Source organism: Vibrio sinus (assembly GCF_023634645.1).
GTDB lineage: Bacteria > Pseudomonadota > Gammaproteobacteria > Enterobacterales > Vibrionaceae > Vibrio > Vibrio sinus.
This window is the reverse complement of sequence record NZ_JAMKMR010000001.1, coordinates 330418-353262: the sequence shown is the minus strand read 5'-3', so window position 1 is coordinate 353262 and position 22845 is coordinate 330418. Positions and strand designations below refer to the sequence as shown.

The window sequence follows — 22845 nt, the reverse complement described above, 5'->3', positions numbered from 1 at the left end:
CCTTGTGTTATTTGGTAACAGCAGTTAGTATCGCGCGCTTAGTTTTGTGAGTTCATTTGGAATGAATTCACAATCTTTTGACATTTCTAATTATACAGTGTGCTGCGTTTTAAATTTTAAGAGTATTTCTATGACGGCTAAGGTTGGAAAAACTGGGTTTGAAAATATCAACATTAATCACATACGATACTTTGTCAGTGTCTATGAGCTTGGTAGTATCTCAAAGGCTGCAAAGGATTGTAATGTCTCGCAGCCAACCATATCTAAAAGCCTAAAAAGTTTAGAAAAGCAGTTTAACGTCGTGTTGTTTAACCGAGATACTCGACTTTTCTATCCAACGGATGCTGCACAGCAATTGTACCCCAAATGTTTAGAACTGTGCTCTTCAGCTAAAGCGATTTGTAATGTGCTTGATGTGATCAATCACGGTGATTTTGGTGAAGTAAAAATCGGTTTTGGAAAAATTGTTGGACCGCTTGGTAGTGTGCTGATGTCTAAAATTATTTCAGATAAATATAGCGACCTACGCGTCTCTATTACCGAGGGTAACCCTTCATCCTTGCACCGAAACTTATTGCAAGGCAACCTAGACTTTTTCATTTGCCACGATGACGCAAAAGAAATTTTAAATAGCGTTGATCAGTTGGTATGTAAACCTTTTATTGACGTTGAAGTTAACGCGGTGGTGTCGCCGAAAGCCACATTTCTTAAAACAGAAGACAATATGACGATGTTCCCATGGGCATTTCCAAAGCTCGAGGTGCTGGCAACGTCAAAGAATAATTTCTATAACGATTATTACAAGGAAATCGTTGCTAACGGCAGTGTGCTTTATCAAATTGATAATATTGACGCGAGATTAAAGCTGGTACTATCTGGGCAAGCCGCTATGGTGTCGACCAGTATTTCAACCAGAAAGTACGTCAAGAGTGGGATATTGCAAAAGCTACCTATAGAAATTGACGATATACCTTTGTCAGTTTTCCACTTAAGTACTAAACCACTGTCAAATAGTGCGTATCAAATATTGGATATGATGAAAAGCTATTTTGAGATGTTAAAACGTTAGAAATAAACAGATTGAAAAATTAAAAAAGGCGACATTTAAGTCGCCTTTTTAATTAAAGAAGAGTACTAATCTTCATAATTCTCGATGCTAGGGCATGAGCAGATCAAGTTACGGTCGCCGTAAACATTGTCGACACGGTTGACTGTTGGCCAATACTTCCAAATTTTTGTCGATGCTGACGGGAAGCAGCCTAACTCACGTGAGTATGGACGGTTCCACTCATCGGCAGACAGGTCAACTTGTGTATGAGGCGCATTCACTAATGGGTTATTATCTAACGGCCATTTACCTTCTTTTACCGCGGTCATTTCATGGCGAATTGCGATCATGGCTTCACAGAAGCGGTCAAGCTCTTCCAGATCTTCTGATTCTGTTGGCTCAATCATCAGTGTACCCGCAACAGGGAAAGACATGGTTGGCGCGTGAAAACCGTAATCCATTAAGCGTTTAGCCACATCTTCTTCGCTGATGCCAGTTTCTTCTTTCAATGGACGAATATCGATAATGCATTCATGAGCGACACGGCCATTGGTGCCGCGATAAAGAACAGGGTAGTGAGGGAGCAGTTTCTCCATCACGTAGTTCGCGTTCAGAATTGCGACTTTCGTTGCATCGGTAAGTCCTTCTGCACCCATCATGGCAATATAGGCCCATGAAATTGGTAAGATTGAAGCGCTGCCTAGATCGGCTGCGGAAACCGCGTAGTCTTTTCCTTGCACACCATTTTCAATATGTCCAGGTAAGAAAGGGGCGAGATGCGATTTCACGCCTATTGGCCCCATACCTGGACCGCCACCACCATGTGGAATACAGAATGTTTTGTGCAGGTTCAAGTGAGAAACATCAGAACCGATGAATCCTGGAGAGGTTAAACCAACCTGAGCATTCATATTGGCTCCGTCTAGGTAAACCTGACCGCCTGCTGCGTGAATTTTCTCGCACACTTCTTTGACTTGCTCTTCGTACACACCGTGTGTAGAAGGATAAGTGATCATGATGCTAGACAGGTTGTCTTGGTGTTTCTCAATCTTAGCTTCAAGATCGGCCATATCGATGTTGCCGTTATCATCACACTTGACCACCACGACTTTCATCGAAACCATAGACGCAGTTGCTGGGTTTGTACCGTGCGCTGAACTTGGGATCAAACATACGTTACGGTGACCTTCGCCGCGACTTGCGTGGTAGCGTTGAATAGCGATAAGGCCAGCGTATTCACCAGATGCGCCTGAGTTTGGCTGCAGTGAGAAATCATCGTAACCCGTAATTTCACAAAGCTTCTGCTTTAGATCTTCAGCTAGAGCAGTGTAGCCTGCCGCTTGCTCTAGAGGAGCAAATGGGTGGATAGATCCGAACTCTGGCCAAGTCACAGGAATCATCTCTGCAGCCGCGTTGAGTTTCATCGTACAGCTGCCTAGCGGGATCATGCCGTGTGTGAGGGAGAAATCTTTATTTTCTAGCTGCTTCAGGTAACGCATCATTTGCGTTTCGCTGTGATGAGTATTGAACACAGGGTGTGTGAGGAAAGAAGACTGGCGTCGACATGCTTCTGGAATAGCAGCAAATTCGTTTTGCTCTATTTCTGTGGAAAGCGCAGCAATGTCTTCTTTAATGTTAAACACCTTAAAGAGGGCATCAATATCAGCAACGGTCGTTGTTTCATCAAGGCTGATGCCAAGTTTATCTGAGAACTTACGTAAGTTGATGTCAGATTGTTGCGCTTTGCTGTAAATATCGGCGGTTTGAGTGCCAGTATTTATGGTGATTGTGTCGAAGAAGCTATTGTGGGCCAATTCGTAGCCGGACTTAGTGAGGCCTGCAGCAAGAATCGCAGTCATGTGGTGAGTGCGACGAGCGATGGTACGTAAACCTTCTGAACCATGGAAAACCGCGTAAAATGCTGCCATGTTGGCCAGTAGAGCTTGGGCTGTACATATGTTTGAAGTGGCTTTTTCACGGCGTATGTGCTGCTCACGTGTCTGCATCGCCATACGCAAAGCTTGGTTACCATTTGAATCAATAGACACACCAATAACTCGGCCAGGCATAGTACGCTTATGTTTATCGCGAGTCGCCATAAATGCTGCATGTGGACCGCCATAACCCATTGGTACACCGAAGCGTTGAGCTGAGCCAATGACGACATCTGCACCCATTTCGCCAGCAGGTTTTAGCAACGCACTTGCGAGTAGATCTGTGGCAACGGCAACGACGATTTTATTAGCTTGAGCTTTAGCAATAAGATCCGTCAGATCACGGATTTCGCCGGTAGTGCTTGGATATTGAACCAGCGCGCCAAATACGTCTTGTTCAGCCAATGTTTCTAAAGCACCAATTTGTACGTCGAAACCTATGTATTCAGCACGCGTCTTAACGACTTCTATCGTTTGAGGATGAACATCGTCTGCAACGAAGAATACTTTGCTTTTGCTTTTGCCAGCACGTTTACACAAAGTCATTGCTTCTGCGGCGGCAGTGGCTTCGTCGAGCAAAGATGCATTAGCGATCTCCATGCCCGTGAGATCCATGACCATCTGTTGGAAGTTAAGCAGAGCTTCTAGGCGGCCTTGAGATATTTCTGGTTGATAAGGTGTGTATGCGGTATACCAACCTGGATTTTCTAGCACATTGCGTAGGATGACGTTTGGCGTAAAGGTGTTGTAATACCCTTGACCGATAAACGTACGCTTCACTTGGTTTTGGCTGGCGAACGCTTTCATTGTCTCAAGCATATCTGCTTCGCTCAGGGACTCAGCAAGAGACAGTGGTTTTTCTACACGAATTTGGCTTGGGACTGTGTCATCGATTAGTGCGTCAAGGTTAGCAACATTAATCGCATCCAACATTTTTTGTTGGTCAGCTTTGTTGGGGCCATTGTGTCGGCCAACAAATTCATTTTGAGTTCCCAGCTGCTTAAGAAGCGGGCTTTGAAGTATATCAGTCATGGATCCTTTACCTTCTAAAGGTTCAGTTATCAATGATTGGCGCAGTGCCTACATTGATATCTTTAAGTATACCAATTGGTACAAAAACGAGAACCTGTAAAAAAGCTGCCCAAAAATGGACAGCTTAATAATGTTTATTGTTTACTCTTCTTCGATAGAGTTTTGGTATTCTTCTGCATTTTTCAGATTAGCAAGCTCTGATTCGTCAGAAAGTTTGACTTTCACTATCCAACCACCTTCATACGGCTCTTCATTTATGAGCTCTGGGCTGTCTTCTAGCTCTTCATTGATTTCAATGACTTCACCAGTGACGGGGGCATAGATGTCAGAAGCTGCTTTTACAGATTCAACCAAAGAGAAGCTATCACCTGCGTCAATTTCGCTTTCTACTTCAGGCAGGTCTACGAATACGACGTCACCTAGCATCTCTTGCGCATGTTGTGAAATACCGATAGTTACAGTGCCGTCGCCGTTGTCTCTAACCCACTCGTGACTATCTGCGAACTTCAGTGTGTTATCCATTGCTTTGTCTCCAAAATAGCTAAAAGGATTTAAAATTATTTATTGGTAAAGGGGATAGCGGCGGCAAAGTTCTTTCACTTGTTTACGAACTTTACTTTCAACGTCTGAATTACCTTCTGGGCTCTCTACTAACCCATCCAATACATCACCTATCCACTCACCGATGAGTTTGAACTCGTCTGCACCAAAACCTCGACTGGTTCCAGCTGGTGTACCCAAACGGATACCCGAAGTAATCATAGGCTTTTCAGTATCAAATGGAATGCCATTTTTGTTACATGTGATCCCAGCACGCTCCAAGGCTTCTTCGACTTGGTTACCTTTCAGGCCTTTTGGACGTAGGTCAACCAGCATCAAATGGGTATCCGTGCCACCTGTGACGATATCACAGCCCCGCGCTTGAAGTACTTCGGCAAGCACTTTCGCGTTATTGATGACCGAATCAATGTAAGAGTTGAACTCAGGCCCCATCGCTTCACCAAAAGCTACGGCTTTTGCTGCGATAACGTGCATGAGAGGCCCACCCTGTAAGCCGGGGAACACTGCGGAATTGATTTTCTTATTAATATCTTCGTGGTTAGTCAGAATCATACCACCACGTGGGCCGCGCAATGTTTTGTGAGTTGTCGTAGTGACAACGTGAGCATGCGGAAGTGGGCTAGGGTGTGCACCGGTTGCGATTAATCCCGCGATGTGGGCCATATCAACCATGAGCAAAGCGCCCACTTCATCAGCAATGGCTCTAAATTTAGCGAAATCAATAGTGCGTGGGATAGCAGAACCACCCGCAATGATAAGCTGTGGCTTGTGCTCGATAGCCAGCTCACGGACAGCATCGTAATCGATTTCTAGCGTGTCTTGACTGACACCATATTGAACGGCGTTAAACCACTTTCCAGACAGTGCAGGGCGCGCGCCATGCGTTAGGTGGCCACCAGCGTCTAATGACATGCCTAAAATCGTGTCACCTGGCTTTAATAGTGCGAGTTTAACCGCGCCGTTGGCTTGAGCGCCAGAGTGAGGTTGAACATTTGCGTACTCACAGTTAAATAGCTGCTTGGCGCGTTCGATAGCAATCGCTTCTACTGTGTCTACATGTTCACAACCGCCATAGTAACGTCGGCCTGGATAACCTTCTGCATACTTGTTGGTTAAGCACGTGCCTTGTGTTTGCATGACGGCTTTAGATACGATGTTTTCAGAGGCAATTAGCTCGATTTGCTCATTTTGTCTTTGGTTTTCGTTTTGTACAGCAGCGAAGACCGCATCATCGGTAGCGTTTAAATTGGTAGTGAAAAAGCTTTCTAAGCTGTGATTGTTGTATGTGTTATTCATACTGAGGACCTTCCGATTTTGTAGCACACCGAGTGTTCTATGTGGTTGTCGGTTTGCTAGGCCTATACTAACAACTGCACGTTGACTCAATGATTAGGAGTCAGAGCAGGCAACTTATTTTCCCTAAAAGTTGGGCAAAAATGAGTAATGTAAATGTTAACATTCTCATTTGCTCAAAATAGAGCGCACATCTCATCAACTAACAAGCCAGTAACATACCCTGTGTTTTGCCAACAATCAATCAAAAATTTCCTATACGAAACATGAATTCTTTAAAAGTTGATTAAAGTACGCTTTAATAGAAGAACAGGTAAGGTGAGAAATTGCCGATTATTGCCGTCGCTGAATTGTTGAGTAGGACGTCTAATATTGAGAGGGAAAAGGTATGTCAAAAGACACCTTGAGTGAATATCCATCGATAAAGTTATCCAGAGAATCTGGCGAAGGAAACATTGCGCCAATGCAGCTAGGAGAGCGAATTAAAAAGATACGTTTAACGCTCGGAATCACCTTGGAAGAAGCAAGTCAGAGAACAGGGCTTGCGCGTTCTACACTGAGTAAAATCGAAAACGAACAGATTTCCCCAACCTTTCAAGCAATGCAAAAGCTTGCGAATGGCCTACAAATCGACATGCCTCAACTCTTTGAACCACCTAAGAAAAAAGTGGCAACAGGGCGAAGGGAGTTAAACCGTGTAGGGGAAGGGAAGCCTCATCCAACCCCCACTTATGAGCACGAGCTCTTGGCAACACAACTTTCAAATAAGAAGATGATGCCGTTCAAAAGTCGTATCCGAGCTCGCAATTTTGAAGAGTATAACGATTGGGTTCGACACGACGGAGAAGAGTTTCTTCTCATACTTTCTGGGGAGATTTTATTTTACTCTGAGTTTTATGAACCGGTAAAAATGGCGCAAGGTGATAGTGTTTATTACGACGCCAATATGGGGCATATGTTGGTGTCAGTAAGTGATGATGACGCGCACATTTTATGGGTTACAGCAAGATAGTTATTTATAAAACTAAATTTCCAATAGTGAAGGCAAACGTTTGCTTAAAATGCAGCAATCGTTTGCTCACAATCTGGACGATGAAACTTCCTCTTTATTAGGGGCGATATTACCAATATTTAGCAATGCTACTTTTGTTTCTTAAATGTTATCAATGTGGGGTTGTGTTGGTTTTTTACTTGTTAAAATCGAAAAAGCCGGGCACTCTTGTTGATTATAGGAAACACTGAAAACAACCGAAACTGGATAGGGGCTAATTCGGGGTCACGAATTAACCCTTATATGGAGAATACTAATGACTCAAGAATCCGAAAAGTTATTGCAAACGCCATTGTTCTCACTACACGTAGAGAGTGGCGCAAAAATGGTTCCATTTGCAGGGTATGAAATGCCAGTGCAATACCCATTAGGGGTTAAGAAAGAACATTTGCATACGCGCGATGCAGCTGGTTTGTTCGACGTATCGCACATGGGGCAGCTAAGGCTACATGGAGATGGTGCGGCGAAGCTTATGGAGTCGTTGGTTCCGGTTGATATTATTGACCTTCCACAAGGTAAGCAGCGTTATGCGTTCTTTACTAACGAGCAGGGTGGTATTCTTGATGACCTTATGGTTGCGAATTTTGGCGATCACCTTTTCCTCGTGGTGAATGCTGCTTGTAAAGAGCAAGACATCGCACATATCTCCAAACACTTACCAGGTGATGTAAAACTGGAAGTGATCGAAGACCGTGCACTGTTAGCATTACAAGGACCAAAAGCGGCTCAGGTTCTTGCCGATATTCAACCAGAAGTGGCGGATATGCTATTTATGGATATTAACAAGGTTCAGCTGGATGGCATCGAATGCTATGTTAGTCGCAGCGGTTATACGGGGGAAGATGGTTATGAAATCTCAGTACCGAGCGAACATGCTGAATCTTTGGCACGTAAGCTTACCGCATACGAAGAAGTAGAATGGATTGGCTTGGGAGCTCGAGATTCTCTGCGTTTGGAATGTGGCCTATGTTTGTACGGCCATGATCTTGATACGACGACGACACCAGTTGAAGCGAGTCTCTTGTGGGGGATTAGCAAAATACGACGTGCTGATGGTGAAAGAGCTGGTGGATTCCCAGGTGCAGAGATCATTTTAAATCAAATAGCGACCAAAGACGTGACTCGCAAGCGTGTTGGCCTTGTTGGGCAGACTAAAGCACCGGTTCGTGAAGGCGTCGAGTTGTTTGACGCTGAAGGCGCTAAAATTGGGGTCGTGACGAGTGGTACTGCGGGTCCGAATGCAGGCAAGCCAGTGTCAATGGCGTATATTCGCGCTGATCTTGCATCCATTGGTACAGAAGTGTTCGCTGAAGTCAGAGGTAAACAACTGCCGATGACCGTTGAAAAGATGCCGTTTGTTCCACAACGTTATTATCGCGGTTAATACACGCTTCTATATCACTCACTAGACAAAGCCTCCGTTTTGGAGGCTTTGATGTATTTCGGGGTTGTAAAAGTGGGTCGACCAAATGCTGGTTAATCGTAAATTGTTGGGATGGGTAAACGCTTGTGCTGTGTTGCTTTATATATGCTTACGATACGATCGGCTATGTCTTGCGGCAAAGGTTTCCCTTCGAGAAAGTCGTCAATCTGTTCATAGGTCAGATTGAGCGCATCTTCATCTGCCTTTTGCGGGCTTAGCTCTTCTAAATCTGCGGTTGGTACTTTGTGCACGAGTACTTCTGGTGCGCCCATTGTCGCGGCTAACTCTCTCACTTGACGTTTGCTTAAACCAAACAGTGGTGCTAAGTCACATGCGCCGTCACCGAATTTCGTGTAGAAGCCAGTAATATTCTCCGCTGAATGGTCGGTACCCAGTACTAAACCGCCTACGTAGCCTGCAATTTCGTATTGTGCGACCATTCGAGTACGGGCTTTTACGTTACCTTTGACAAAGTCCACTTTTGAGCTGTCATCCGGCAGTAGATGGCTTTCTTGTAGGGCCGCGCGGGTTGCGGCATGCGTACCTTCTACGCCTGCTTCGATATTGACAGAAACTGAGTGAGTCGGCTGAATAAAAGAAAGTGCAAGCTGCGCTTCATCTTCATCTTTTTGCTCACCAAAAGGAAGGCGAACTGCCACAAACTGGTATTGATCGCTATTTGATTCTTGGTTGAGCTCATCCACTGCGAGCTGGGCCAGCCTTCCACATGTGGTCGAATCTATCCCACCACTGATACCTAGTACCAATGACTTGCTACCTGATTCTTGCAGTTTCTGTTTGATGAAGTTCACTCTTCGATTGATCTCAAAATGAGGATCGATAGAAGGCAGCACTCTCATTTCATCTCTAATTTGTTGTTCCATTAAAAATATTCCTGCTAGCGTTAATGTTTGCGATTCTTGCTAAAATACTCAAGGTTTCACTCCGTTGATAGCGACGTTCAGTACCATATGATGGTGTCTTGCATCGCTGTTTAGCATTGAAGCCTTGCCTATCTCGTTGAAATTCGCATCCTAAGGTGACTTGGGTATATCATACCTATTTCGTCTCATTAGAAAACTGTGAACTCGCTTTAGTGCACAAATAGGATACAAAATGAATAAGATCGCTGTGTTTGGTAGTGCTTTTAATCCGCCAAGTCTGGGCCATAAGAGCGTCATCGAATCACTAAGCCATTTTGACACCATATTACTGATACCAAGTATTTGTCATGCTTGGGGCAAACATATGGCTGACTTCGAGTTGCGTTGCAAGCTCGTCGAGGCCTTTATCAGAGATTTAAATCTGCTCAACTTGGAACTTTCAAGAATTGAAGAGAGTCTATATAAGCCGGGTGAGAGTGTGACGACATTCGATGTGTTAGAAAACTTACAAAAAATTTACCGTACAGACGATATAACCTTTGTGATTGGGCCGGATAATTTTGTAAAGTTTAACCAGTTTTGTAAAGCAGATGAAATAATGACTCGCTGGAGCGTGCTAGCATGCCCTGAGAAGCTCGCCGTTCGAAGTACGCTTATTCGAGAAAAATTATCGAAAAAAGAAAATGTCGACGCTTTCACAACTTCAGGTGTTGCACGTTTGTTGTCAGAGCTTGATGTGTACTAGATTTAATATGTTGTTGAAGAAGTAATAGGTTTTTAGATAGATGTATAAGATTGGAATTGCTCTTCTGTTTGCGTTGCTGCCGCTTCAGTCTTATGCGTATTGCTTCGCACCAGATTCGAGCGCGCTTAGTAAACCCGTGGTGGTCAATTCCAACTCTGCTATAGATAAGGCAAGCTCGGCAACCCCAGCCCCGAGTGATAACAGCGGCTCTCTGTGTACCACAAACGCCAGTGTAACCGATAACACCTTGGCAACAAACACCAATTACTCCGCTCAGTTGCCAAAGTTGAGCTTTAAGCCAAATACAACGTCTTCAGGAAATTATTGGTCAGATTGGGGCTTTAAATACAGCTCAGAGCCGTTTTTGTCTGATAATTATTCAAGTAGTCACTTTGGGCTAGGGATATGGACACCGAATAGCCAGTCTAATCAGAGCTGGGGGACAAGCTTTAAAAACACTATTTATCCAAGTGATAATACACCGGACTTAACGACGGACCCCGAAGCATGGATGATGAACCACGGCCTACAATTAAGCTTAGGCTTTGGTAATAAGCAATCTGGCCAACCTAGGGTAAGGTTTGATTACTTGTGGCATGAAAACAACGATGATAACGTCAGAATGCAGGTTGAATTGCCGTTTTAGCTATTTGTATTATCCATTCAAGTTGTATTATCCACTTAATGCTGCCCTACTTTTTATCCTTATTCATTGAGTTGGACCACCAACATTGTTCTGAATCCTGCATATTGAAATAACTTGGGTATAATACGCTGCTAGATAAGAAAATATACTAGGGTAGTTTATGGCTAGTTTGCACGATGTCGCGAGGTTGGCAGGTGTTTCAAAATCCACGGTCTCTCGCGTCGTCAACAACGAATATGGGGTTAAAAAAGCGACAAGAGTAAAAGTGCTCAAGGCGATTGAAGAGTGCGGATATGTTGTCAATCAAGTCGCCAAAGATCTTAAAAGTCGTAAAACCAATTTGATTGGTGTAATAGTACCAAGGGTGTCATCGAATGCAGTGGCCCAAGGTGTGGACGGTTTAAGCAAAGTGTTTGATTCGGCAGGCAAGCACGTCTTATTGACGAATACTCACCAACAACATGATAAAGAGCTCGAGTTTATTCAGGTACTGAATCAAAAGCAGGTGGAAGGTATTGTACTTTTTGCGACTCATATCGATAGTAAATTGGTGTCTGCAATTCATCAATCTCATGCTCCAGTCGTGCTTGTTGGGCAGGACGGGTCGTTGTTTAATATTCCTAGTGTCATTCATGATGATATTAAAGTTGGCTTTGAAGCTGGTAACAGACTGATAGATGCAGGCTGCAAACATATCGGCTTTATAGGGGTTCAAAGTGATGATCGAGCGGTCGATGGTGAACGTTGTCAAGGGCTGGAAAAAGCTCTATCGCTGCATGGACAAGCTTTACTTTTCCATGCTCACGGTGATTTTACTATGGAGTCTGGCTTTCAACTGACCAAAAACCAGCTAACCATGACTCCCCAACTGGACGGGCTTTTTTGCGCAACCGATCGCATCGCTGTAGGGGCTATCAAGGCTCTACAAGAGGCAAACATTGAAGTTGGTAAGCAGGTGAAAGTATTAGGCCTTGGCAATGATGAGCTGGCATATATTAATAATCCGGCTTTATCGACATTCAACTATGCGTTTGAAAAAGCGGGAGAAAGCGCGGCTAAGATGCTTCTCGAACTTATTGGCGGAGAAGGGCATGGCATGAGTAAACTCGTGCTTACGTTTGATTGCATTGATAGACAAACGTGCTAAAAATGGAGCTCATGCAGAGTTTCCTTTGGCTTACTAGAAAGGGGTAAAAAGGGTGGTGAACATGGCATTACCTTCCTAATGACAACGGACTTGTTTCCTCCCAACAATGAAAAATGGGTTGCCCCTGGTGACAAAAACACTCTGCCGCTCATAACAATTTCCCCTTTGTTGATAAAAAGTTCAAGGGACGAGCTGTCCGCCAAAATGGTTACATCAATTTTGTGGCCTACCTCTGTTACTTCTCTTATGCTATCTCCGTTTGTCATTAGGGTGTTGCTGCGATCGAAGCGAAACGTTTGAGTACATGACGCAAAAGATAGAACCACTTGGTGCTGGTTATCATCCGCCATGATCAATTGACAGTCATTATCTAAACTAATGCTTAGCTCGAACGCCCTGGTGTTTAAGTGGATAGGTGTTGTGCCGAGTTCTTGAGTAAAAGGCTCTGTCATTAGACGCTCTAGCTCGCGAGCAGGCGTTTGAATTATTTTGCCATTAACGTATTGCAGCTCGCGAACACACGTGAGCTGATGTATCCAACCGTTTGCGACACTTGGTTGCTCCACATCATCGGGCAACCCCATCCATCCCACAAGGACGCGTCTTCCGTCTTTTGCCAGTGTGGTTTGAGGAGCATAAAAGTCGAAACCATGGTCCAGTGCCCACCCTTGCTTGAAGGTGAATCCATTGTTAGTTGAATCTTGAACTAAAAAAATACGATTTTGATGAGGGTTAGTATCGTGCTTTGAGGGCGAGGGTATCCCTTGAGGGCCTATTACAACAAAAGGCTGGTCTGAAAGTTCAAAAAAATCAGGGCACTCCCACATGTAGCCGAGATCGCCAAGCTCTGATCCCAGTAAACCTTGGTAAGTCCAATTCAGCAAATCATCCGATTGATAGTGAGCAAGCCTACCTTCAAGCGCAGCTGTTTGCGCGCCTAACAACATATTCCATCGTCCACAACGAAAATACACTTTTGGATCACGAAAGTGCTGGGTAAGGCCTTGAGGGACGGTATCTATAATGGGGCCGAGCTTGTCAAAGTGAATACCATCCGATGACTTAGCTAAGCACTGGGTTGTACGCCGGCTTTGATCATGCCCTAACCTAGAATTTCCGGTATAGAAAAGATATAGCTCGCTTTCATGGCTGACAGCATGCCCTGAAAAAGCCCCGTGACTATCGTACCAATGAGAGGGAGTGAGTGATGGTTCATGCCATTGCCAGCTAAGTAAATCGGTGCTGGTAAGGTGTGCCCAATATTTATCTTTGTGTGTGCAGGCAAATGGGTTCCATTGGTAGAACAAATGGTATTTGCCTTGATGAAAGATGAAACCATTTGGGTCGTTGAGTAGCCCACACGGAGGGGAAATATGCCAAGTTGGTCTAAATGAGCAGTCTTGGACAGACAGCTTATTGACTTCATCTTTATGGCGCTCTGCGAGTTGGTCTGAGAGTAGCTCTAGAGCTTTAGCATTCAGCTCATCATCTGTTCGTACAGTGAGTTGCCACTCTTGCGCGACTTTTTCAATCTTTGCGTTGTTGTCCAGTAATGGCTCTTCTACGGGGTTAATTAACGATAGGCTTAAATTGGAGCCGTCTATAAGTATTCGCTGGATATTGTTCAAGCCGCCAGCTATTTCGATAAGTTTAGTGGGTGACATATAGGCTCGCTTTTGATAATTACCAATTGGGAACGTTTGCAATATATCTGACAACTATAGTGAAGGCAATATCTAACATAGCGTTAGATGAGAGCTTTTTTATCTGTGTGAATGTAGCCTAGTTGTTGCTAGATCAATGTCACAGTCTCAACACCGATTGGTTTAATACATGTGTCATTGATACTATATTGCAAACGTTCCCAATTTGGTTTGATCATTTTAAAAGTCATTGAGAAGGTGAAGCATGAATTATCCTGTGATTGCCGAAGAGCTGTTGGACAGCCTGGGCGGAAAAGGCAACCTACAAGCACTGGCTCATTGTGCAACGCGGTTGAGGCTCGTGTTAGTCGATGAAAGCCGGGTTAAGGAAGCCCAAGTGTCTAATATTGAGGGGGTGAAAGGTCAATTTAGTGTCGGTGGTCAGTATCAAATCATCTTTGGCTCAGGGACGGTCAATCAGGTATACCATGAACTTGCGAAACTAACGGGCCTCAATGACATGTCAACGAACGATGTCGCATCCGCTGGTGCTTCAAAACAGAATGTGTTGCAGCGGTTGGTGAAAGGCTTGTCAGACATCTTTGTACCCATTATCCCGGCAATTGTGGCGGGTGGGTTAATGATGGGGATATATAATGTTCTCACCGCCAACGGCCTATTTTTTGACGGAAAGTCGGTAATCGACGCAAATCCTGGTTTGGCTGGCTTAGCCAGTATGATCAACACGTTCGCTAGTGCACCATTTGTTTTCCTACCAGTCTTGCTCGGTTTTTCCGCCGCAAAAAAATTTGGTGGTAACGCTTTCTTAGGTGCAGCACTAGGTATGGTGATGGTTCACCCAGATCTACTCAGTGGATGGGGCTTTGCAAGCGCCTCTGTATCCGGCACGGTCCCAACATGGCACATTTTTGGATTCGAGATACAAAAAGTCGGTTATCAAGGCTCTGTGTTGCCCGTTCTGGTATCGACCTTTATTCTGGCCAAGCTGGAACTAGGGCTACGCAAAATTATTCCTTCTGTGTTAGACAACTTATTAACACCACTACTTGCCATACTCATTGCTGGCTTTATCACGTTCGCTTTTGTGGGCCCGGTGACAAGAGACGTCGGGTTTATGTTGGGTGATGGGCTGAATTGGCTCTATGACTCAGCGGGTGCTTTGGGCGGAGCTGTCTTTGGTTTGATCTATGCGCCGTTTGTGATCACTGGAATGCACCACAGCTTTATTGCGATTGAGACTCAGCTTCTTGCTAATATTGCTGTGACAGGAGGAAGTTTCATCTTCCCAATCGCTGCTATGTCTAATATTGCTCAAGGCTCAGCATCGCTTGCGGTGGGCGTCATGACCAGAGACAGCAAACTCAAATCGATCGCCATACCCTCCGGAGTGACAGGTTTATTGGGGATCACTGAGCCGGCCATGTTTGGCGTTAACCTAAAACTACGATATCCATTTATAGCGGCAATGATTGGTGCAGCGGCATCTAGTGCTTTTGTGACGTTTTTCCAAGTCAAAGCTCAAGCTTTAGGGGCAGCAGGAATTCCCGGGATTATTTCCATCAGCCCCGAGAAAATTGGTTACTTCGTTGCTGGAATGGCAATTTCATTTCTCGTCACTTTTACACTCACGTGCGTCATGGCGAAAACACAACGAACAACGTCCGGCTTATCGGCTCAGCGTTGTTAATTTAGGTATACAAGCTGACAAGGATTGTTATTTCACCTTAATTCGTTACAATGCCGTTGAATTACAAAGATGCATTGGTATTTGCGTCGGTTGTTTTTCTTACACTATTACGACTTATCTTTATAGTTTCATAAAGATAGAGCCATTGAAACTGAACACGTGTTGCTTGGTGTGCAACACCACTGTAAAGGAAAAATAATGCCTATTATCACTCTCCCTGACGGCAGTCAGCGTTCATTTGACAATCCTGTTTCCACTTTAGACGTCGCACAATCCATCGGCCCTGGTTTAGCGAAAGCAACCATTGCAGGTCGTGTGAATGGTGAGCGAGCTGACGCATGTGATTTGATAGAACAAGATGCAAGCTTAGAAATCATCACCGCGAAAGATGAAATTGATGGTTTAGAAATCGTTCGTCACTCCTGTGCTCACTTATTGGGTCATGCGATCAAGCAACTTTATCCAGAAGCAAAAATGGCGATTGGTCCAACCATCGACAGTGGTTTCTACTATGACATTGATATGGAGCACTCTTTAACGCAAGACGATCTGGAAAAGATCGAAAAGCGCATGAAGGAGCTAGCTAAAACCAAATATCAAGTCATCAAGAAAAAAGTAAGTTGGCAAGAAGCACGTGATACGTTTGAGTCACGTGGCGAAACTTACAAAATGGAAATCTTGGATGAAAATGTAGCGAGAGACGATCGCCCAGGCTTATACCATCATGAAGAATACATTGATATGTGTCGTGGCCCACACGTACCGCACATGGGCTTTTGCCAGCATTTCACTTTACTCAATGTAGCGGGTGCGTATTGGCGTGGTAACAGCGACAATAAAATGTTGCAACGTATCTATGGCACGGCTTTCCATGACAAAAAAGCACTAAAAGCGCACCTGACACGCTTGGAAGAAGCCGCGAAGCGTGACCACCGTAAGATAGGCAAGCAACTTGATTTGTTCCATATGCAGCAAGAAGCGCCGGGTATGGTATTTTGGCACCATAACGGTTGGTCTATTTTCCGTGACCTAGAAGTATTTGTACGTGAGAAACTCACTGAATACGGCTATCAAGAAGTGAAAGGTCCGCTTATTATGGACCGCGTCCTTTGGGAACGTTCAGGTCACTGGGACAAGTACGCCGAAGCTATGTTTACGACGTCATCGGAAAACCGCGAATATGCGCTTAAGCCGATGAACTGTCCGGGTCACGTACAAATCTTTAACCAAGGTTTAAAATCGTACCGCGATCTACCGCTACGTATGGCTGAGTTTGGCTCATGCCACCGTAATGAACCATCAGGTGCACTACACGGCATCATGCGTGTGCGTGGCTTTACTCAAGACGATGCGCATATCTTCTGTACTGAAAGCCAAATACAAGACGAAGTCACGTCTTGTATCAAAATGGTTTACGATACGTACAATACGTTTGGATTTGACAACATAGTAGTTAAACTTTCGACGCGACCAGAAAAACGTGTTGGTTCAGACGAAATTTGGGACAAGTCAGAAGAAGCACTGAAACAGTCATTGAACTCTATGGAGATCCCGTTTGAAATTCAAGAGGGTGAAGGGGCGTTCTACGGACCGAAAATTGAGTTTACACTTTATGACTGTTTAGATCGTGCATGGCAATGTGGTACGGTTCAGCTAGACTTCAACCTACCAGGTCGACTAGGTGCTACCTATGTTGGTGAACATAACGAGCGTCATGTGCCTGTTATGATTCACCGTGCAATCCTAGGATCGCTAGAAAGATTCATCGGTATTCTTATCGAAGAATACGCAGGGTTTTTCCCGACTTGGCTAGCGCCAGAACAGGCTGTCATCATGAATATCACTGATAAGCAGTCGAATTACGTTCAAGAAGTCGCACAAAAACTGCAAAAAAGTGGAATTAGAGCCAAAGCAGACTTGAGAAATGAGAAGATTGGCTTTAAAATCCGCGAACATACTTTAAAGCGTGTTCCGTATATGCTTGTCTGTGGCGACCAGGAAATGGAAGCCGGAGAAATTGCAGTACGTACTCGTAAAGGTAAAGACCTCGGTAAGTTTAAAGTGGATGACTTTATCTCATACATCCAAGCTGAGGTGTCTACCCGTAAGCTTAATCTGGAGGAATAAACTATTAAAGGCGGAAGACGTGGCCAACAACCGGCCAAACAAAACCAGCACAGACTAAACGGTGAAATTCGTGGCGTACGTGAAGTTCGTTTAACTGGTGCTGACGGTGAGTCCGTTGGTGTTGTATCAATCAACGCAGCACTTGAAGCAGCTGATGAAGCTGGTATGGATCTCGTAGAGATCAGCCCTAACGCCGAGCCACCAGTTTGTCGTGTGATGGACTATGGCAAGTTTCTCTTCGAAAAGAGCAAAGCTGCTAAAGAGCAGAAGAAAAAACAAAAGCAGATCCAGATTAAGGAAGTAAAATTCCGTCCTGGAACTGATATAGGAGACTATCAGGTAAAACTACGCAACCTGACGCGTTTCCTAGAAGACGGCAACAAAGTGAAGGTAACAATTCGCTTCCGTGGCCGTGAAATGGCACACCAAGATATCGGTGTTGACGTTCTAAATCGATTGAAAGAAGACACGGCTGAATTAGCAGTTGTGGAGTTTTTCCCAAATCGTATTGAAGGCCGTCAAATGATTATGGTGCTTGCCCCTAAGAAGAAGTAATTAACGGCTTACAAGTAATGAACCCTGCCGTTGACCTTTAAAGAAGGGAAGGTGGCAGGGTTTTATTCGCCCTAATTACATTGTTAATTAAACTATCACAATGCGGAGTTATTCATCATGCCTAAGATGAAAACCAACAAAGGTGCTGCTAAGCGTTTCAAGAAAACTGCTGGTGGTATTAAGTACAAGCACGCTACTAAACGTCACATCCTGACTAAGCGTACTACTAAGAACAAGCGTCAACTACGTCCAAACGCAATCCTTCCTAAATGTGAAGTGGCTGCAGTTGTTCGTATGATGCCATACGCTTAATTCTTTTTAGTTTATTATCGTTTAGTTTAGGAGAAGCATAATGCCTCGCGTAAAACGTGGTGTACAAGCTCGTGCACGTCATAAGAAAGTTCTAAAACAAGCTAAAGGTTACTACGGAGCACGTTCACGTGTTTACCGCGTAGCTTTCCAAGCTGTAACTAAAGCTGGTCAATACGCTTACCGTGACCGTCGCAACAAGAAACGTCAATTCCGTCAACTATGGATTGCACGTATCAATGCAGCATCTCGTCAAAATGGTCTATCTTACAGCCGTTTTATCAACGGTCTTAAGAAAGCATCTATCGAGATCGATCGTAAGATCCTTGCAGACATCGCAGTATTCGACAAAGCAGCATTTACTGTTTTAGTAGAAAAAGCGAAAGCAGCACTTTAATTGCTGACTTGAGTTTTTGAAATGGAGAGCTTCGGCTCTCCTTTTTCTTTTGGTTTAGACAACCTTTAATCGGATAGTGTTGTTGTATTTATGGTCTATCGCGCGATGGGTTGATGTAAAATCACGGTATTATTGAGACTTCGGATACCTTTAAATGCCTCAATCTCATTACAAAGGTTATGGATACAATGGAGATCGGGGGCTTCTATTAATGCGATAATATCGTAGCTTCCTCCTACAATACTGGTTAGTCTCACCTCTGGTATTTCCCTTAAAGCATTGGTCACATCGTCTTTTCTGCCTTTTTCACAAGATATAAGCAAGTAGCTGGCGGTTTTTCTTCCTTCACTTTCAACTCGGATCTGGGCAGTATAGCCTTTAATAATCCCAGTTCGTTCCAATCGATTGATCCGCTCTGCCACCGCCGTTCTCGACAGCCCTATGTTGCGTGACAGGTTGGCGATGGATTCCCTCCCATTAGATAATAAGTTTGATAATATTTTGCGATCAAGCCTATCGAGTCCTTGTAAGTTAGCGTTAGTTATCATTGATTCTGCCTTCTGAATTTATTAACTGTTTTGTTATAAAGTTATTGTTTTTGGTAAGTTAAAGTTATAAAGCTCTGATAAAGTAAATGGGTTCCTTGTTGTAAGTGGGTGAATATTGAGGCTTAATTTACGGCCAGCGACATTGATCTCACTGGTAAAACTGCCATCTTTGACATTGGAGATGGTTGAGTTGCCAATAAGTCGGAATAGTGCCCATTGCCCGTTTTCCGACAGCACATGCTGTTTGCCTTCGGCGGTAATATCTTGAATAGTTATACTGCTAGAAAAGTTGCCGTTGCTCGGGGGCCAGTGCAGCTCCCGCACTTTACTTGGTCCCTGATAGTAAAGTATGGGTGAATCGGACAGATTAATGGTTGCCCGTATTGCGCTAGAGTCTAGATCCAAGACCTTGGTGTTAAAAGGGAGGTAAAAGCGGTTAGTCGCCTTGTTAATGAGTGTATTTTTAATCACGGTGTAATTTCTAAGTTGGACCAAAAATGCTGGGGTTAAAGGCAAAACTTGGCCTTCAACTTTTTTTGCCGTCCACAAGTTCGTATCGTAAAACGGGGCAAGGTTGTTCTGAATGAACTCGTCTAGAATTCCACCAGAAGAAAAGAGCTGTTCGAAGTCGTCTATGGAAATTTCTTCAGATGCGGATAGGCTAAATGGGTATTTATTGAGGCCTATTTGACGGTATTTACTGTATACCTCGCTATCCCATTTGCTTTGAATACCTTCCGCAGCTTCGTGCACCACTACTGACCAACTTTGTCGTACTATGCTAAGAAGCCAGCTTTTGACGGGTTCGGGAGACTTGATAGCGATTTGTTTGAGTTGGATGATTGGGTCAGACTCGACACCTTTCATACGTGAACGTGCTGCTGAGAGAGCGGCAAGTTGTGGGTTTGGTGCATCTGAAATTTCTTTTAGATAGGTCCTAAGCCTACTTAGCGATGATGTGGTCTCTTCCCAAGGTGTTGGCGCATTGTCGGTTTCAGGGTTTTGTAACTGGTTGAGTGAAGAAAATGAGCGCTCAACCCTTTTCATCACTATATGGCTTGATAGTTTGGAGTTTTGTATTGTATCAGCAACCTGATCGGTTACCGATTGAGACACATCGCTCCCATCTACTTTTATCATGGATAGGCTGTTCGTGGGAGAGAACGCAGTATTGTTGTAAACCAGTCGTAGGGCCGTGCTAAATGGAGACGACGGGCCTGAAATTAGATCAACCGCATTGTTTAACTCCATGATGTTATTGAAGCGCTTCACCTTAAGTTCACTCAGCGCTTTGCGCCAGTGGCTGATATAGTCGTCGATATATTTTTGTCTGACTTTGTCTTTAAAGCTTTGTTGTTCATCGTCGCTTGGGATGACATTGTTCGACAATCCTAATACCCAGTCATCAGCGGTAACGGCTTTGGCTATTTGATCAACTTGGGGTTTATAGAACGTTTTGAAACCTGTGTCAGTGTACACTTTGCTAAACTCAAGTCTGCTATCGTTCGTGTTGTCACTAAATACTGCGTTGTATGAAAAACCAATTGCCCGCTTCAAATTTAGCGTGCCAATGTCTTTTTGCTTAGTTTGACTGATTAGCTCGGCATAGACCAAGTCTGAATTAGGTTGAGCCAGTAATGCCCTTCGTATTGACCTAACCAGTTCCATATCAATGCCTACAGCGTGAAATGGTGTTTTGAAGTAGGCGGTTAAATAATTCATCACTTCATCGTTTAAAGCACTAGAAACCCCTTGTTTTGATAGCATCGCTTGAGTTTGGTGCTGTAAGAAAGCAAGGTTTCTCTTTTCTGGGGACTTAAGCATTAAATAGCCTTTCAACATTGGTAGAGCAAGCTCAGGCGTATCTTTGAGAATGTCGAGTTGTTTACGATAGCCTTGCTCTATAGTGGGCATTAGATCGGTGGAGATGATATCGATTAGTGATTGGTAGGCGATACTTGTGCTGTCTTTCAAACGGCTTACTAGCATTGTGCTTTTTTCGTGTCGCAGGGCTTCATTACCTATCGTCCAGCCTTTGTATCTGGGTGATATCGTACTACTGGCTTCGATAAGCTTTTGATTGAACCCAGAAGGTGCTATGCGATGTTGCGTTTTAGATACCGATAGTAGCTGATTGATGACATGAAGGTTGGCGGAAAGCGTTTGTATAAGGAAAAAGCCCACTACCGAAACGATGAGTAATGAGGCTACGATGGTCATGTAGCTCTTACGCTGAATTTTCTTTAAATATCCTTGATTTTCTCGACTATAATCGCTCTCGGGGAGGATTTGCGACTGAACCAAAAACCGGGTGAAATAGGGTGTTTCAATCAGCTGAGTATGCTCAGAGGCGATGACTGGAACGTTAAAATAATGGCTGCAGCTTTTGGCAAGTAGATTGTACTTGCGGCCACTTTGTAAATTGGAAACAAAGAACAGCTCCCGTAAATCGAGGTAAAACACTCCATTTTTTGCTTGATGAAACGACTCTACGACTTGATAAACCAGCCCTTCACACAGTTCAAATTGTTTTGCAAAGCCAATAATTGATTTTTTCTCTTCATTGTTTGTTGCGAGAGAAGATGCGTCGAGTGAGTACGTTTCTAGAGAGGTACGTAATTTTTGATAGCAGTGATGATAATCCTGTTTTAGATTACCGCTGCAATGCTTGAAGTTGATCGAAAAATATTCCAGCCAAGATTTTACTGGGCTGTAATGAACATACTCTTTAAATCCGTCCAGCTTATCCAGTTTGGTGAGGATCAGGTAGGTTGGCAGCGAAGTCTGTGTCTTATCTCCTAGCATGGTTAAGTGGTCGCGAATTAAACTCAGCGTGTATTCTACTTGAGCAGCTTCGTTGAGTATCAGGTACTCAAAGTCCACCAATACCATACATCCGGCAATTGGCTTTCTAGGTTTGTATTGGACAATTTGTTTAATGAATGTTGTCCAGAGTTCGGCATTGTATTGAGAATGTTCTTGATGAACCATTGGGTGAGAGGGCTCAATATAGATGGCTTCTTCCGATTCAAACCACTTGAAATAGTCGTTCTCATTGGTTCGTGTGTGATCAATGGGTTTGATTGCATTGGATGTGTATAAAAAGGTCGACTTTCCAGCTCCGATTGTACCTAAAATTAGATAGATAGGTTTATCTATAGATGAAAGCAATAGTGGAGTTAGTAAATCTATGAGAGCGTCCGATTCGCTTTCTAAAGACAAGGTGTGTGTTGTATTTTTTCCTTTTTTCCAAAGTATCCAGTTGAGTAGTGCGAACGTGAAAACAACGACAGAAATGCTCGCCAATAATGTCCAAAGAGGAGCAGAAGGAAATACGTAGGCGTATATTACAATCAGTACCGTTACGGCGAATAATGTTAGTAATAGTGACGTTATGACCGTCGATTTTGAATATTTTATTTTTATCATGATGCTTAATGTATTAATAGGCTAATCTCTAATACCACCAGTAAAAATGACTAACTGTGTAGTAATACTTGATATTCCCCAGTGTGCACATTGACGTCAGAAACTAATTTCTTTGTATTGTTTTAAACACAACTGAAAGCGAGTAGTGAATACTGATTTTTCTATACTTGAGACTTCATCTGTTTGGTTTGTCGAATTAATTAGTTGATTAATATTTCTCATTGTAGTGACTTATTAAAAATATCTGTCTAGTTTAAAGAGCAGTAAAAGTAACATGAGTTGATAGTCAATTTGATAATACTCGCCCGATTAAATATACCTTTGCGGCATAATTCAAAAAAAATAAAGATTCTATTGATAGTTAT

18 protein-coding genes are annotated in these 22845 nt (G+C 43.7%); 11 read left to right on the top strand and 7 right to left on the bottom strand.

Annotated features, from left to right (window positions below; all coding sequences use genetic code 11):
- Positions 1–130 precede the first annotated feature (130 nt).
- Complete coding sequence (locus M9194_RS01465) at positions 131–1069, top strand: LysR family transcriptional regulator (protein ID WP_250610516.1); 939 nt, start codon at positions 131–133, stop codon at positions 1067–1069.
- 65 nt (positions 1070–1134) lie between these two features.
- On the opposite strand, the gene gcvP is transcribed toward M9194_RS01465, so the two are convergent.
- From gcvP to M9194_RS01450, 3 genes are all read right to left on the bottom strand, one after another.
- Entirely contained in the window at positions 1135–4014 is a 2880-nt protein-coding gene (gene gcvP / locus M9194_RS01460) for an aminomethyl-transferring glycine dehydrogenase (protein WP_250610514.1), read from the bottom strand.
- 141 nt (positions 4015–4155) lie between these two features.
- Positions 4156–4536, bottom strand: a complete 381-nt coding sequence (gene gcvH / locus M9194_RS01455; protein WP_250610512.1) for a glycine cleavage system protein GcvH — start codon at positions 4534–4536, stop codon at positions 4156–4158.
- A gap of 39 nt (positions 4537–4575) precedes the next feature.
- Positions 4576–5871 (bottom strand): serine hydroxymethyltransferase, encoded by a 1296-nt coding sequence (locus M9194_RS01450; RefSeq protein WP_250610511.1) that lies wholly within the window; start codon positions 5869–5871, stop codon positions 4576–4578.
- A 385-nt stretch (positions 5872–6256) separates the two neighbouring features.
- On the opposite strand from M9194_RS01450, the gene M9194_RS01445 reads away from it, so the two are divergent.
- Positions 6257–6880, top strand: a complete 624-nt coding sequence (locus M9194_RS01445; protein ID WP_250610510.1) for a helix-turn-helix domain-containing protein — start codon at positions 6257–6259, stop codon at positions 6878–6880.
- A gap of 295 nt (positions 6881–7175) precedes the next feature.
- A complete protein-coding gene (gene gcvT / locus M9194_RS01440; protein ID WP_250610509.1) occupies positions 7176–8303 on the top strand; it encodes a glycine cleavage system aminomethyltransferase GcvT in 1128 nt (375 codons plus the stop codon).
- A 92-nt stretch (positions 8304–8395) separates the two neighbouring features.
- On the opposite strand, the gene nadE is transcribed toward gcvT, so the two are convergent.
- On the bottom strand, positions 8396–9226 hold the full coding sequence (gene nadE, locus M9194_RS01435) for an NAD(+) synthase (RefSeq protein WP_250610508.1): 831 nt from the start codon (positions 9224–9226) through the stop codon (positions 8396–8398).
- Positions 9227–9458: 232 nt separating this feature from the next.
- On the opposite strand from nadE, the gene M9194_RS01430 reads away from it, so the two are divergent.
- The 3 genes from M9194_RS01430 (at position 9459) to M9194_RS01420 (ending at position 11764) form a co-directional block, all read left to right on the top strand.
- A complete protein-coding gene (locus M9194_RS01430; RefSeq protein WP_250610507.1) occupies positions 9459–9971 on the top strand; it encodes a nicotinate-nicotinamide nucleotide adenylyltransferase in 513 nt (170 codons plus the stop codon).
- 40 nt (positions 9972–10011) lie between these two features.
- Positions 10012–10617, top strand: coding sequence for a hypothetical protein (locus M9194_RS01425; protein WP_250610506.1), 606 nt, complete (start codon positions 10012–10014; stop codon positions 10615–10617).
- 160 nt (positions 10618–10777) lie between these two features.
- Positions 10778–11764, top strand: a complete 987-nt coding sequence (locus tag M9194_RS01420; protein ID WP_250610504.1) for a LacI family DNA-binding transcriptional regulator — start codon at positions 10778–10780, stop codon at positions 11762–11764.
- On the opposite strand, the gene M9194_RS01415 is transcribed toward M9194_RS01420, so the two are convergent.
- The gene (locus M9194_RS01415) at positions 11761–13428 is read right to left on the bottom strand and encodes a glycoside hydrolase family 32 protein (RefSeq protein ID WP_250610502.1); all 1668 of its coding nucleotides are present in this window, start codon (positions 13426–13428) and stop codon (positions 11761–11763) included. The two genes, M9194_RS01420 and M9194_RS01415, sit on opposite strands and share 4 nt — an antisense overlap.
- Positions 13429–13672: 244 nt before the next feature.
- Here M9194_RS01415 and M9194_RS01410 point away from each other — a divergent pair, with 244 nt between their 5' ends.
- From M9194_RS01410 to rplT, 5 genes are all read left to right on the top strand, one after another.
- Positions 13673–15115 carry a sucrose-specific PTS transporter subunit IIBC gene (locus M9194_RS01410; RefSeq protein WP_250610500.1) on the top strand — a complete coding sequence of 481 codons (1443 nt, stop codon included), beginning with the start codon at positions 13673–13675 and terminating at the stop codon, positions 15113–15115.
- Positions 15116–15313: 198 nt separating this feature from the next.
- Positions 15314–17242 (top strand): threonine--tRNA ligase, encoded by a 1929-nt coding sequence (thrS, locus tag M9194_RS01405; RefSeq protein ID WP_250610498.1) that lies wholly within the window; start codon positions 15314–15316, stop codon positions 17240–17242.
- Between the two features lie 3 nt (positions 17243–17245).
- Positions 17246–17797 (top strand): translation initiation factor IF-3, encoded by a 552-nt coding sequence (gene infC, locus M9194_RS01400; RefSeq protein ID WP_250610780.1) that lies wholly within the window; start codon positions 17246–17248, stop codon positions 17795–17797.
- A gap of 117 nt (positions 17798–17914) precedes the next feature.
- The gene (gene rpmI / locus M9194_RS01395; protein WP_004401085.1) at positions 17915–18109 is read left to right on the top strand and encodes a 50S ribosomal protein L35; all 195 of its coding nucleotides are present in this window, start codon (positions 17915–17917) and stop codon (positions 18107–18109) included.
- A gap of 40 nt (positions 18110–18149) precedes the next feature.
- Complete coding sequence (gene rplT, locus M9194_RS01390; RefSeq protein ID WP_073605034.1) at positions 18150–18503, top strand: 50S ribosomal protein L20; 354 nt, start codon at positions 18150–18152, stop codon at positions 18501–18503.
- A gap of 95 nt (positions 18504–18598) precedes the next feature.
- Here the strand turns inward: rplT and M9194_RS01385 are convergent, their stop codons facing one another.
- Both M9194_RS01385 and tssM read right to left on the bottom strand, forming a co-directional pair.
- Positions 18599–19051 carry an Lrp/AsnC family transcriptional regulator gene (locus M9194_RS01385; protein ID WP_250610496.1) on the bottom strand — a complete coding sequence of 151 codons (453 nt, stop codon included), beginning with the start codon at positions 19049–19051 and terminating at the stop codon, positions 18599–18601.
- A 33-nt stretch (positions 19052–19084) separates the two neighbouring features.
- Positions 19085–22480, bottom strand: coding sequence for a type VI secretion system membrane subunit TssM (tssM, locus tag M9194_RS01380; RefSeq protein ID WP_250610494.1), 3396 nt, complete (start codon positions 22478–22480; stop codon positions 19085–19087).
- Between the last annotated feature and the right edge of the window lie 365 nt (positions 22481–22845).